Raw genomic sequence first — 13,194 nt, 5'->3', positions numbered from 1 at the left:
GCCCGCCGCCGGCAAGGGCCGCCCGGCGGCGTCAGCGGCGCGCCGCGCCCGGCGTGCGGGCGGCCGCGAGCGGGGAGCGATCGGCGGCGCGGATCGCATCGAGCGCCTTCTTCACCGCGTCCTTCCGCGGGCTCGACGCCTGCGCCTGCGCCTGGGTGGTGGAGGGCCGCATGAGGTCGCCCGCGAGCTCCGCCGCGACGGTCCCCGCCACGAAGGGCGCGGCGAACGAGGTTCCGCTCCACACGGCGAAGCCGCCCTCCTCGCCGTTGTCGAAGTCGTCCGGGTCCAGGCTCTGGCGCCGGCGGTCGGCGCGGTCGTTGCGGGACCCCGCCTGGAGTCCGCCCGCGAACGACGGGAACACGCTCATGACGGACGTGCCGGGTGCGTACAGGTTCACCCAGTCCCCGATGTTGCTGAACAGCGCGACCGATGACCGCTGCGGGTTGAGGGCCCCGACCGCGAAGTGGTCGGCGAGACCGTCAGGCTCGTCGAAGGTCAGGAGCGGATCACCCCAGCCGTACAGGGCGGCGGGGAACGACGGGCGCTCGGTCGCGTCGTTGCCGGCCGAGCAGACGATGACGCAGCCCCGCGACCGGAGGCTGCGCAGCGCCTCGAACAGGCGCAGGCTGAACCGGCCGTCCTCGGGCGTCTCGTGGTAGTACCCGAGCGAGAGGTTCAGCACGTCGAGGTGATGGGGGTCCGTCTTGGTCCCGGCATCCATCCAGTCGGCGAGCTGCTCGAGCGCGGTGATCAGCTCGCTCTCCAGGACGCTGCCGTTGCTGTCGGCGACCCGGATCGCGATGAGGTCCGCGTCCGGGCAGACCTGACGCAGCACGCCCGCCACGAACGTCCCGTGTCCGGCTGCGTCGTCCAGGAACCCGTCGAGCGGGCCGGCCTGGTCGCCGAACCGCTCCGGGTCGGTCGCCGGGTCGTTCACCCCGATCACGCCGGAGCCGTCGACCGCGTCGATCGTGCGCACGACCGACCGCCCATCGGGCGCCGTGAACCACGGGTGCGTGCCGCAGCCGGTGTCGACGAAGCCGATGACGGGGCGACGCCCGCCGTCTGCCAGCGCATGCCGGTCGGCGGGCGGAGCGCCGATGTAGGTGACGAGCTCGAGCCCGCCGGATCCGGGGTAGGCGTAGCCGTCCGTGCCGCTCGGGTTGGTGCGGCCGTGCGGATTGGTACGGCCGTGCGGATTCGTGCGCCCGTGCGGATTCGTCCGGCCGTGCGGGTTCATGTCGATGGGGTCCACGCCGAGCACGTGGTCCAGGCTCACCTGCGCGAGCACCGGATCGTCGACCGCCCGGGCCGACCGCGTGCGCGTCTCGGTCTGCGCCGCCGCTTCGGCACGGCGCGGCGGGTCGTTCGCGATCGCCGCCTCGAGCGACACGGAGCGCGTCGCCGCCGCGCGGGCCGCCGAGTCGGGAACCTCCGCGCCGGCCTCGCGCGGTGCGAGGCCGCGGGCGGCGACGCCCATGCGCTCGGCGATGAGCACGTCACGGCGCGCCTGCTGCAGCAGCCGCCACGCGTCGACCGGGGGCACCGGCTCGTCGTCGCGGCCCTCGCGCGGCGCCTGGACGATCCGCGCGCGCGAGAGCGCTGCCGTGTCCTGGCCGCTGGGCAGCTCCTCGACCTCCACATCCCAGCCGAGCTTCGCCCCCGCGCCCTTGAGCGCCGCCTCCGCCTCCGCCGGATCGCCGGAGATCACCAGGTGACCGGCGGCGTACACGGTGTCGTAGGCCTGCAGGCCGGGGACGGGCTCGCGGCGAGGGTCGAGGACGACGCCCTTCGGCTCGCCCGCCACCTCCCGCTCCCGCCAGGTGCCTCGTTGCGCGCTGTCGGCGTTCGCCATGTCTTCTCCCTCATCACATGCGGAATCCGCGGCCCCCAGGCCGCGGCATCCGTCTCTTCGAACTGATCGTCAGACTTCGAACTGCGGGGTCTGGAAGTCGCGCAGCGCCCCGTCGGCGTCGCGGACCACCAGGCGGAGGCGGGCCACCCCCGGCGTGACCTCCTCGAAGGCGAACCGTCCGTGCTCGCCCGGATCGGCCGACCACTCCCGGTCGTCCTGGACGAGCCGGATGGCCAGCGCCGTGCCGTCCACCCATCCGTCCACCCGACGCCCGCCGCCCTCGGTGGCCGTCACGTGCAGCAGCACGCTGGTCGTGCCGTCGCTGAACTGCAGCGTGGCGGTGTCGGTGTCTCCGCGCACCGCCGCGAGCGTCCCCTCGACGAGGGTGAGCAGCGCGTACTCGCGCGAGAGGTCCTCCACGGCCACCGCGGCGACCATGCGGTCGACCAGGTCGGCGGGCACCGGGTCGACGTCCTCCCACATGCGGCGCATGCGTGCGAAGAGTGCGGCATCGGCCGCGAAGTCCTCAGTTTCCATCGTCGTCCCCTTTCCATCCCTCGCCCTCCAGCACGGCGCGGAGCTTCGCGAGACAGCGCTGACGGGTCGGCCCGATGGATCCGATGGGCATCGCGAGGTCTTCGGCGATGCGGGCGTAGTCCGGACGATCCTCGAACGCGACGATCCGCAGCAGGCGCTGGCATCGGTCGTTGAGCGTCGCGACAGCTGTCCAGAGGCGACGCGTCTCGTCGTCCTGCGCTGCCGTGTGCTCGGCGGATTCGTGGACAGGAAGGTGCGGTGCGAGCGTCTCGGCCTCGGTCGCATCGGCCTTGCGATGCTGTTTGCCGACCCGCCACGCCTCACGGCGTGCGCACATGGTGAGCCATCCCGACACCGCGAGGGGGTCGTTGATGGTCTCGTGACGGCGAACGAGCGTCAGCCAGGTCGTCTGCACGACGTCCTGTGCCAGCGCATGGTCGAGTCCGTACGCCCGTACGACGTGCCACAGCGGTGGCGACATCAGGCGGACGAGCTCGTCCATCGCACGGCTGTCGCCCTCGCGCCACCGCACGAAGAGTGCGGCGGCACGCTCCCATCTCGCCGGCTCCACGGAGTCGACGGATGGCTCGGCGCCCGCGTGCGTCATAGCGCCCATTCTGTCCACACCATGCCCGAGCGCGGAAGGGGCCGTCTGATACACGAAACGACCCGACGGATTCCGCAGATCTCGGCCGCCTCGCTCGTCCGGCGGGCGCCGACCTAGACTTCGTGCATGACCACGCGGCCGCTTCTCTACGTCTGCGTACGCCCGCAGCGCAATGCGGCGGAGGCGGAGTACGAGTCGTTCCGCACGGCCATGCGCCTCGACGCCGACGCGCTGGCCCGTCATGATCTGGTGCGCGAGCCGCTGCCGGACCGCGTCTTCGACCGGTACGCCGGGTTCCTGGTCGGCGGCAGCCCGTTCAACGTCGCCGATCCCGAGTCCACGAAGACCGACGCCCAGCGTCGGCTCGAGGCCGAGCTCGCCCGGATCGCGGAGCACGCCGCGTCCAGCATGGGCGCGGCGGCGCTGTTCACCTGCTACGGCATCGGCGTGGCCACCCGCACGCTCGGCGGCCGCGTCAGCCGCGCGTTCCCCGAGGACACCGGCCCGGTGACGATCGACCTGACCGACGCCGCCGGCGCCGACCCGGTGTTCGGCGGCCTGGCCGATCGGTTCTCGGCTCTCACCGCGCACAAGGAGGGAACGGAGGAGCTCCCGCACGGGGCGGTGCTGCTGGCGTCGAACGACGCATGCCCCGTCCAGGCGTACCGCGTGGGCGACCGGCTCTACGCCACCCAGTTCCACCCCGAGCCGACGACGAAGGCGTTCACCGAGCGCATGGCGGTCTACCGCGACGACGGATACTTCGAGTCGGCGGACTACGAGGCGATCGCGGCGCGCGTGCTGGCGGCATCCGTCACCGAGCCGGCACGGCTGCTGCGCGCCTTCGCGACGCGGTTCGCCCGCGGCTGACTCACGCCCCGGCGTTGCGGAAGGACGCCGCCTCGCGGATGACCGTGCCGACGACGGCCGCCGCGAGGATCACGAAGGCCACGACGAGCGCGGTGGTCCCGATCGCGGTGCTCGGCGGCTCGCCCGTCAGCCGCCCGACGGCGAGCCAGCACAGTCCCCAGGCGAGGGCGAGCGCGGGACCCAGGCGCCAGCGGCCGGCCGCTTCGATGCCCAGGCCGATGACGGCCACGGCGAGGAGCACCACGACGCCCCAGAGATCCGCGGATGCCTCCCACTCCGGCGGCCCGATGCCGGTGAGCCACGCGGTGGTGTTCGCCACGGTGGCGAGGGTGACCCAGCCGAGGTGGAGGCCGGTCACGCCGTCGACGAGGAGGCGGTCCAGCCAGCCGTCGGCCGGGTCGATCACGGTGCGGTGGAAGGTCACGCCGAGGAGCGCGAGCAGCACGACGATGACGAGCACGGTGAGGGCGAGCGACCCGAACTGGGCCGCGACGAGCCACAGCCCGTTGACCGCCATGGTGCCCGCGATCAGCCATCCGAGGGCCCGCTGCCGCTCGTCGCCGCGGCGCGAGGGCAGCGCCTGCCAGATCGTGTAGGCGAACAGGCCCAGGTAGATGACGCTCCAGATGGCGAATGCCGGTCCGGCGGGCGCAAGGTACGAGCCGTCCTCGTCGAGCGCGCCGTCCTGCAGGTTCTCGACGGAGGTGCCGCCGAACAGGCCCGAGCCGACCATCGCGGCGATGATCATGAAGCAGAACGCGCTGATGACGACGATCTGCCGGGTGAGGTCGCGTCCCGCCATGCTCACACGGTAGGGGGCGCGCTGCGGCGGTCGCGACCCATTGACCCTGCCGAGAGGTGCTGATACGCCGCCGGCGGCGGGTCACCACGCCGCTGCGGTCGCTTCCGTGCGGCGCCGCTACGCACCGCCCGGCGGGTCGAGCAGAAGGCCGATCCGCTCGTCGAGGTACGCGGCGAGGGGGACGAGCCCGCCCGCCGCGCTCCAGCGGACGCTGGGCACGCCGTCGGCAAGCGCCAGTGGAGCGGATGCCTCGCCCCCGTCGAGCGCGTCGGGGCGCAGCATCCGCCACCCGATGTGGACCGTCTCTCCCTCGCCGAAGCCGCCGCGCCGGGCCGCTGCCGCGAGCTCCGCACGCCGGCGCTGGGACTCGGCGGTGTAGCCGCGCCGCACCTCCGCACGCGCGCGGATCACCTCGCCGGTCGCGAGCACGGCGTCGTCGGTGAGCAGCAGCACGCCGAGGTGCCACGCACTCCCACGCGGCTCGATGCGCGCGGCGCGCGCGACTCCGAGGATGCGTCGCGGCACCACGAGCTCGCCCAGCGCCTCGCGCGGCGCGGTCGCGAGGCGCGCCCGGGCGGCTTCCAGCAGGTCGACGGCGCTCACGCCATGTCGTCCTGCAGTGCGATCGGGGCCGTCGCCCGGCGACCGCGCAGCGTCACGCCCACGAGCGGGAACACGAGCACCGAGAGCATGCCGCCCGCGACGAGCACGGACTGCTGGGTCGTCGTGAGGATCCCCTCGTCCACGCCGATCGCCGTCACGGCGACGATGATCGGCAGGCCGGTGGCCCCCAGGAGGGCCATCGCGAGCCGGTCGCGCCGCGACGATCCCTCCGGCACCGCGAGGGTCGACGGCAGCCCGCGGACCACGAACAGCGCGACGAGCACCACCGGCACGAGCACCAGCAGCACCGGGTCTGCCATCAGCGCCTCGAGGTCGAAGGTGATCCCGGTGTAGATGAAGAAGATGGGCACCATGAAGCCGAAGGCCACGCCCTCGATCTTGCTCTCGACCGCGTGGCGGTCGTGCTCGGACGCGTCCCGCATGAGCAGGCGCCAGACCACGCCCGCCGTGAACGCCCCCAGCAGCATGTCGAGATCGAGCACGACGCTGAGCGCGACGAGCACCGCGAGGATCAGGAAGATGACGCGGATGGCGAACTGGCCGGAGGTGTGCAGCGTGGAGTTGATGAAGGCGTGCATCGCCCCCCGCGGGATGCGGAATGCGAGCCAGATGGCGCCCGCCGCGAACGCGGCGAACAGCACGAGCACCACCGTGGACAGGCCGGGCTCCCGCCCGCCCAGGAAGATCGAGATCGCGACGAGCGGGCCGAACTCGCCGATGGCGCCGACCGCCGCGACGGCCTTGCCGAAGGGCGTCGGCAGTTCCCCCGCGTCGCGCAGGATCGGCAGCAGCGTGCCGAGCGCGGTCGAGCAGAGGGCGATGCCGATGACGACGGCCGCCTCTCCGGGCGCGAGGATTAACCCGGCGGCGATGCCCGCGACGAGGCTGATGAGCCAGCCGAGCGAGGCCCGGCGTCCGAGCCGGCCGCGGAACGAGCCGAACTCGATCTCGGTGCCGGCGACGAAGAACAGCATGGCCAGGCCGAAGTTCGCCAACGTCTCGACGAACTCGCTGGGGCCCGTCCACCCGAGCACCGCCGGGCCGATGAGGATGCCCAGCACGAGCTCGAACACCACGACGGGCACGCGCACCCACCGGCCGATCCCGCGGGCGAGCAGCGGCGCGAGCACCGCCAGCAGCGGGATCAGCACCAGGGTCGTGGGGGTGAGGTCGTCCACTCGAACAGAGTGCCAGCGCGGGAGGTGCTCCCGCGACCCCGCGGCGGGGGGAGATCAGAGGCCGTCGAGCGCGCGCTGTGCGCGTTCGGCCTCCTTCGCCGCCGCACTCGCCTTCGCCGCGGCATCGGCCCGCTCCCGCTCGACGGCGTCCAGCTTGCCGACGGCGGCCTCCTCGTCGGCCTCGAGCCCGGCCAGATCGCGTCGGAGGTCGTCGATGCGCTCGCGCACGTGGTCGACGCGCTCCTGAGCCTTCGCCCGGCGGGCGTCGACGCGGGCGAGCTCCCGCTCCGCCTCGCCGGCCGCGCGTTCGGCCTCGCGCGCGGCCTTCTCCGCCGCGCGGCGCGCCCGGCGCTCGGCCAGGTCGTCGCGCGGCGGCGGCGCTGCCACCCCGGGAAGCGAGCCCCCCACCGCGTCGGCGAGCGTGCTGTCGTCGATGTCGCCGGCCTCGAGCGGCTTGACGAGCCGGGCGGTGAGCACCGCCGCGGCGGCGCCGGCGTCCATCACCGCCGCGTTGATCGTCTTCTCTGCCTCCTCGCGCGCGGCGGGACCGAGCGTCACGCCGGCGTCGGCGGCGAGACCCACCGCCTCCTTGGCCAGGGCGGCGACGAGCTGGCGCCGCTGCTTGCCGAGCCTCGACAGCTCGGCGGCGTCGAGGTCGTCCTGCGCCTCGCGCAGCGCGGCGGAGAGCTCGAGCGCCTCCGACAGCTGCCCCTCGCGCGCGAGGAGGTTCACGCTCCACGCCGGCACGGTCGGCTTGCGCAGGGCCTTGATCCGCTTGGCCAGCGCCGGTGCGGCGAGCCCCGCGCGCGCGTTGCGCGCGGCCGTGAACTGCGCGGGTGGCAGGGCGTACAGTTCGCGTGCGATCGCATCGAAGTCGTCGGCATCCGTCGCCATGCCCTCATTGTGGCCGCTTCCCCGGCGTTCGTCCGCCGGACGCGATGACGGCGTTCCGGCGTCCGGCGAACGAACAGGGAAGGAAGCGAGAGGGAGCGGATGCCGCCACGCGGCCGGCCCTGACGCCTCAGACGATCTCGTAGAAGCGCCACAGCCCGAACTCGGGCACGAGGACGCGGATGTCGCTCCAGCCCGCATTCCGCGCGTACCGGCGCAGCGTGTCGGGGCGCATGACCGTGCCGGTGCCCGCGCTCGGCCGGTGTGAGAGCCCGTCCGGGAGGCACACGAAGATGCTGAACCCGTACAGCAGCCGCTCGAGCTCGCTCGCGTCGGCGGCGAAGCGCTCCTCGGTGGCCTCGTCCATGATCACCACCACGCCGTCCTCGCGCACCGCGGCGCGTGCCGCGGCGAGCACCTCGACGGGGTGCGGCATGTCGTGAAGGCACTCGAACGCGAAGACGGCGTCGAACGGCCCGTGCTCGGCGGCGAGCGCCGCGTCCGCGAGAAGGAACTCGACCCGGTCGGCGACGCCGGCTTCCGCGGCGTTGCGCCGTGCCAGCTCGACCGACGCCTCGTCGATGTCGAAGCCGACGACCCGCAGCTGCGGGTACGCCTGTGCGAGCGAGATGGAGGACCAGCCGCCTCCCGACCCGAGGTCGGCGATGCGGGCGTCGGGGCGCCGCAGCGCCGCGTCGATGTGCTCGATACCGGCGAAGACCGGTCCCAGCTGCTCGAACCACGGGCGGTTCATGTCTGCCTGAGCCTCGCGCGCATGCCGGCCGAGCTGCTCCCAGCTGACGCCCCCGCCGGTGCGGTAGGCCTGCAGGAGCGCCTCGAGCTGTCCGGAGGCGGCGGCCGCCATGCGGGCGAGCGGCTCGAGGTACGACCGGCTGCCGCGGTCCAGCAGGACCTCCTCGGCACCGGGGGCGAGCGTGAAGCGCCGCTCGGCGTACGTCCGGCCCTCCTCGGCGCGGAGGAAGCCGCTGGCGGCCTGCTGCTCGAGCCACTCCTGCGCGTAGCGGGCGTGGGTGCCGGTGCGGGCGGCCAGCTCCTCCGCCGTGAGGCCGTCGGACTGCGCCAGCGCGGCGTACCAGCCGAGCTGCGAGCCGAGGTGCACGGCGGTGAGGTCGAACCAGCCCAGTGCGGCGTTCATGATCCGGTCCTCGAACGCGGCCGTGGCCGCTGCGTTCGTCTCGGTGATCGTCGTGGACATCGTCGTCTCCTTCCCTGTGTCCATTCGGGTATCCGAGTACGACGTTACGAAGGCCGCGGCGCGCCCCGCGTCGGGCGAACGGCGCAATCGCGCGCACGCCGTCTGCACCATTCGATGCAGATGACGGATGCCGCACCCCGCGCCGCGAGTCGCCTCGACGTCTCTCCTCCGGCGCCGCCGCCGTCAGCGGGTGCGGCCCGCGGCCTGCGCGTGCCACCACGCCGCCGCGGCCGTGCGGGAGCCGACGTCGAGCTTCACGTAGACGTTGGCAAGGTGCCGGCTGACCGTCTTCTCGCTGATGAACAGCTCCTCCGCGATCCGGCGGTTCGACTTGCCCTGCGCGACGAGCTCGACGATCTCGCGTTCGCGGGCCGTCAACGGGCCGTCCGACGCCGAGGGGACCGCCGCGCGCACCACCACGGGGGGTGCGCCCAAGCGCTCGAAGATGGCCGCGGCCTGCTCGCGGAGCTGCGCCGCCAGCGTGTCGTCGTCGCGCAGTTCGTGTGCGGAGGCCAGCCAGCTGAGCACGTTCGCCTGCTCCCAGGGCTGCCGCAGGCGCCGGAAGAGGTGGAGGGCGGCGTGCAGGCGGCTGATCGCACCGTCGGCATCGCCGGCGGCCACCATGACCATCCCCCGCGCGTGCGCCGCCCACGCCCGGAAGCCGTCGCTGCCGAAGTCCCCGGCGTCCGTCTCGAGCTCGTCCAGCAGCTGCTCCGCCCGCGGGGCGTGCCCGCCGGCCAGGGCGATCTGGATGCCGGGGCGCAGCAGCCGCACGCGGCCCATGCGGTCCCGCCGCTCCAGCGGGGTCGTGATCATGGCGGCAGCCAGCCGCGCATCACCCGCCTCCAGCGCGAGCAGCGCCTCACCCGGCACGGGGTCGACGCCGCAGGCGCGGGCACGGGCGTAGGCGTCGTGCGCCCCGGCGGCGTCTCCGCGCAGGCGCCGGATCTCCCCGAGCTGATACCACCCGTCGCCGGCGACCCACGGGTGGTCGGAGGCGAGGTCGTCGCACGCGCGCTGCAGCGCGGCCTCGGCGGCATCCCACTCCCCGCTCGCCGATTGCAGCTCGAGCCGGTGCACGCGGCACACGCCGGCGTACACGACGTCGGTGCCCCGTGACGCGCACCACGCCTCGGCGGCGCGGGTCCAGTCCGCCATCCGCCGGAAGTCGGCGAGCTCGTGGCACACGTGAATGGTCGTGCACAGGATGTCGCCGGCCCATTCCGCGTCGAGCTCGTCCGACACGACGCAGAGCATCGCCTCGTCGAGCTGCGCGAAGCCCTCGGCCGGCCGCCCCGCGCGGATGGCGTGCATGCCCGACACGACGGCGCAGAGTGCCGAGACCGCCGGCGCCCGCAGCGCGGCCGCGAGCTCCTGCATCCGCGACACGCTCTCGGCCGGCCACAGCGTGCCGGTGCCGTCGAGGTCCATGCTCGCCGTCAGGTAGACGTCATACGCATGCGCCGCCGAGTCCGGCAGCTCGGCGAGGGTGCGGTGAGCCCGCCGCGCCCACGCGGTGCCGACGGTCAGCTCGCCCCGCGTCAGCCGCACGAGCGCCACCACGAGCGCGGCCTCGGCGGCGGCCGCCTCGTCCCCGCCGGAGTCGAGGAGCCGGAAGGCGCTTTCGAGGATCTCGAGACACGACTCCTGCCGCCCCAGCCACCACTCGCACGACGCGAGGGCACGCAGATCACGGCCGGTGGCCGCTTCCCCGTCCCGGGCGGTTGCGAAGCCGTCCCGTGCTGTCACCCAGTCACCGGACCGATATGCCGTCCGCGCCCTCTCGAGCACGGACGCCGAGTCCGCCATGCGGGAATCGTACCGCTGGGCGGGTGCGCCGTGGAGGGGCCGGGCACCGGGTGAGCGTTCCGGGCAGGCGCCAAACCCGCCCGGGCGCCAGAATCAGGAGGAGAGGACGGATGCCGCCTGCCGCGCCGCGCCCAGCGCCACGTACTCCCCCGGCTCCGGCACCTCGACGGGCAGCCCGAGGACGAGCGGGGCGATGCGCCGGACCGCCTCGGACTGCGCGCCGCCGCCGACGAGCAGGGCGCGCTCGAGGGGCACGCCGAGGCCGCGCAGCGCCTCGAGCCCCGCCGCGAGCCCCGACAGCATGCCCTCCACTGCCGCGCGCGCCAGGTTCTCGCGCGTCGTGGAGGCCAGCGTCATGCCGCTCAGCGACGCCGTCGCATCGGGCAGGTTCGGCGTGCGCTCGCCCTCGAAGTAGGGCACGAGCGTGAGGCCGGCCGCGCCCGGCTCGGCCGCGAGCGCGAGCCGCGACAGCTCGGCGTGGTCGACGGCGAGCAGGCGCGCGATCGCGTCGAGCACGCGCGCGGCGTTCAGGGTCGCCACCAGCGGCAGGAAGCGCCCGGTGCAGTCCGCGAAGCCCGCGACCGTGCCCGTCGGGTCGATCGTGCGCTGCTCGCTGACGGCGAAGACCGTCCCGCTGGTCCCGATCGACACCACGACGTCGCCGGGTCCGGCGCCGAGGCCGAGGGCCGCCCCCGCGTTGTCGCCCGCGCCGCCGCCGACACGGCGGCCGGCGGCATCCGTCACCGCTTCCGCCGGCCCGAGCACGCGCGGCAGCACCGCGTCGTGGCCGAGCGCGGCGACCAGCAGCTCGCGGTCGTAGCCGCCGGTGGCGGGGTTCCAGTAGCCGGTGCCCGACGCGTCGGAGCGGTCGGTGACCAGCTCGTCGAGCACCGGGCCGCGGGGCGACTCGCCCTCGGGCCCGAAGCCGCGCAGCCGCCACGTCAGCCAGTCGTGCGGCAGCGCGACGGCGGCGACCCGCGCGGCGTTCTCGGGTTCGGCATCGCGCAGCCAGCGGAGCTTGGTGATGGTGAAGGATGCCACGGGCACGAGGCCCGTCCGGCGTGCGAGCTCTTCCGCGCCGAACTCGGCGGTGAGGTCGGCGGCCGCCTGCGCGGAGCGGGTGTCGTTCCACAGCAGCGCGTCGCGGATCACCCGGCCCTCGGCGTCCAGCACGACCATGCCGTGCTGCTGTCCGCCGATCGCCCAGGCCGCCACGTCGTCCAGGCCGCCGGCGTCGGCGATGGCCGCCTGCAGCGCGGTCCACCACGCCTCCGGGTCGACCGACGTGCCGTCGGGGTGCGACGCGCGCCCCTGCCGCACGACCGCGCCGGTGGCGGCCGCCGGATCGAGTGCCGAGCCCCGCGAAGCGGCGCCCGGCGTATCGAGATCATCCGTGATCACGACCTTGCACGACTGGGTCGACGAGTCGACCCCCATGACCAGCGTCATCCTCTTCCTCCTCGGAAGGCTCCCTGTGTCGATACCTCACTCGCCAAGACACGCCGACCGGCGGGCCGGTCGTCGGCGTGTCCTGGCGAGTGGGTTGGCCGGACCAGCGGCAGCGCGGGCAGCCCGCCGCGGTCGCGGTCGGATGCCTCAGCCGCGGGCGCCGAGCAGGTGCTCGGTGGCCAGCTGCTGCAGGCGGACGAACCCGAAGCCCTTGCCGCCGAGGTAGGCGTCGGCGTCGAAGTCCTCGTAGGCCGAGCGGTCGGCCAGGAAGTCGTCGTACGACTCGCCGTCGTTGAGCGTCGGCACCGAGAGCTCGTCGACCTTGGCTGCGGCGAGCGCCTCCTGCACCTCGGGGTCGGCACGGAAGGCCGCGGCGCGCTCCTTGAGGAGGAGGTACGTGCGCATGTTGGCGGATGCCGATTCCCACACGCCCGTCTCGTCCTCGGTGCGCGAGGGCTTGTAGTCGAAGTGGCGCGGGCCGTCGTAGGCGGGCACGCCGCCGGGGCCGCCGTTCTCGAGCAGGTCGACGAGGGCGAACGCGTTGTGCAGGTCGCCGTGGCCGAACACGAGGTCCTGGTCGTACTTGATGCCGCGCTGGCCGTTGAGGTCGATGTGGAAGAGCTTGCCGTGGTACAGCGCCTGCGCGATGCCGGCGGCGAAGTTCAGGCCTGCCATCTGCTCGTGGCCGACCTCGGGGTTGAGGCCGACCAGTTCGGGGCGCTCGAGCGACTCGATGAACGCGATCGCGTGGCCGAGCGTCGGCAGCAGGATGTCGCCGCGGGGCTCGTTGGGCTTGGGCTCGATCGCGAAGCGGATGTCGTAGCCCTTGTCGGTGACGTAGTCGCCGAGGAGGTTCACGGCCTCGCGGTAGCGCTCGAGCGCGGCGCGGATGTCCTTGGCCGAGTCGTACTCGGCGCCCTCGCGGCCACCCCACATGACGAAGGTCTTGGCGCCCAGCTCGGCGCCGAGGTCGAGCTGGCGGAACACCTTGCGCAGCGCGAACCGGCGCACCTGCCGGTCGTTCGAGGTGAAGCCGCCGTCCTTGAAGACCGGGGCCGAGAAGAGGTTGGTCGTGACCATCGGCACGATGAGGCCGGTGTCGGCCAGCGCGCCCTTGAGGCGGTCGATCTGGGTCTGGCGCTCGGCATCGGTCGACCCGAACGCGAACAGGTCGTCGTCGTGGAAGGTGAGTCCGTAGGCGCCGAGCTCGGCCAGCTTCTCGACCGCGTGCACGACATCGAGGGCGGGACGGGTCGGTCCGCCGAACGGGTCGGTGCCGTTGTAGCCGATCGTCCAGAGGCCGAACGAGAACTTGTCGTCGCGGGTGGGGGTGGGCATGACGCTCCTTTGCGGGTA

12 protein-coding genes are annotated in these 13,194 nt (G+C 73.7%); 1 reads left to right on the top strand and 11 read right to left on the bottom strand.

Annotated features, from left to right (window positions below; genetic code table 11):
• Window positions 1-31: 31 nt before the first annotated feature.
• From IR212_RS02140 to IR212_RS02130, 3 genes are all read right to left on the bottom strand, one after another.
• Window positions 32-1,855 carry a S8 family peptidase gene (locus IR212_RS02140; protein WP_194397390.1) on the bottom strand — a complete coding sequence of 608 codons (1,824 nt, stop codon included), beginning with the start codon at window positions 1,853-1,855 and terminating at the stop codon, window positions 32-34.
• Window positions 1,856-1,924: 69 nt separating this feature from the next.
• Window positions 1,925-2,392, bottom strand: coding sequence for a hypothetical protein (locus tag IR212_RS02135; protein WP_194397389.1), 468 nt, complete (start codon window positions 2,390-2,392; stop codon window positions 1,925-1,927).
• Window positions 2,382-2,999, bottom strand: coding sequence for an RNA polymerase sigma factor (locus tag IR212_RS02130; RefSeq protein WP_194397388.1), 618 nt, complete (start codon window positions 2,997-2,999; stop codon window positions 2,382-2,384). The genes IR212_RS02135 and IR212_RS02130 overlap by 11 nt, the downstream gene beginning before the upstream one ends.
• 126 nt (window positions 3,000-3,125) lie before the next feature.
• Between IR212_RS02130 and IR212_RS02125 the strand changes: the two genes are divergently transcribed.
• Window positions 3,126-3,869, top strand: coding sequence for a glutamine amidotransferase-related protein (locus tag IR212_RS02125; protein ID WP_194397387.1), 744 nt, complete (start codon window positions 3,126-3,128; stop codon window positions 3,867-3,869).
• A 1-nt stretch (window position 3,870) separates the two neighbouring features.
• Here the strand turns inward: IR212_RS02125 and IR212_RS02120 are convergent, their stop codons facing one another.
• The 8 genes from IR212_RS02120 to xylA form a co-directional block, all read right to left on the bottom strand.
• A complete protein-coding gene (locus tag IR212_RS02120) occupies window positions 3,871-4,671 on the bottom strand; it encodes a tryptophan-rich sensory protein (RefSeq protein WP_194397386.1) in 801 nt (266 codons plus the stop codon).
• Between the two features lie 117 nt (window positions 4,672-4,788).
• Window positions 4,789-5,274, bottom strand: a complete 486-nt coding sequence (locus IR212_RS02115; RefSeq protein ID WP_194397385.1) for a glutaminase — start codon at window positions 5,272-5,274, stop codon at window positions 4,789-4,791.
• The gene (locus IR212_RS02110) at window positions 5,271-6,473 is read right to left on the bottom strand and encodes a cation:proton antiporter (RefSeq protein ID WP_194397384.1); all 1,203 of its coding nucleotides are present in this window, start codon (window positions 6,471-6,473) and stop codon (window positions 5,271-5,273) included. Before IR212_RS02110 ends, IR212_RS02115 begins: the two co-directional genes overlap by 4 nt.
• Window positions 6,474-6,527: 54 nt before the next feature.
• Complete coding sequence (locus tag IR212_RS02105; protein ID WP_194397383.1) at window positions 6,528-7,367, bottom strand: transposase; 840 nt, start codon at window positions 7,365-7,367, stop codon at window positions 6,528-6,530.
• Window positions 7,368-7,494: 127 nt separating this feature from the next.
• The gene (locus tag IR212_RS02100) at window positions 7,495-8,580 is read right to left on the bottom strand and encodes an SAM-dependent methyltransferase (protein ID WP_194397382.1); all 1,086 of its coding nucleotides are present in this window, start codon (window positions 8,578-8,580) and stop codon (window positions 7,495-7,497) included.
• Between the two features lie 183 nt (window positions 8,581-8,763).
• Window positions 8,764-10,389: a LuxR C-terminal-related transcriptional regulator gene (locus IR212_RS17210; RefSeq protein WP_273542107.1), complete on the bottom strand. Its 1,626-nt coding sequence runs from the start codon at window positions 10,387-10,389 to the stop codon at window positions 8,764-8,766.
• A 93-nt stretch (window positions 10,390-10,482) separates the two neighbouring features.
• Window positions 10,483-11,838 carry a xylulokinase gene (locus IR212_RS02090; RefSeq protein ID WP_194397381.1) on the bottom strand — a complete coding sequence of 452 codons (1,356 nt, stop codon included), beginning with the start codon at window positions 11,836-11,838 and terminating at the stop codon, window positions 10,483-10,485.
• A 147-nt stretch (window positions 11,839-11,985) separates the two neighbouring features.
• Window positions 11,986-13,176, bottom strand: a complete 1,191-nt coding sequence (xylA, locus tag IR212_RS02085; RefSeq protein ID WP_194397380.1) for a xylose isomerase — start codon at window positions 13,174-13,176, stop codon at window positions 11,986-11,988.
• Window positions 13,177-13,194: the final 18 nt, after the last annotated feature.

The sequence above is a fragment of the Microbacterium atlanticum genome (assembly GCF_015277815.1).
Lineage (GTDB): Bacteria > Actinomycetota > Actinomycetes > Actinomycetales > Microbacteriaceae > Microbacterium > Microbacterium atlanticum.
The sequence above is the reverse complement of the archived record's forward strand: the minus strand, read 5'-3'. Positions and strand labels throughout refer to the sequence as shown.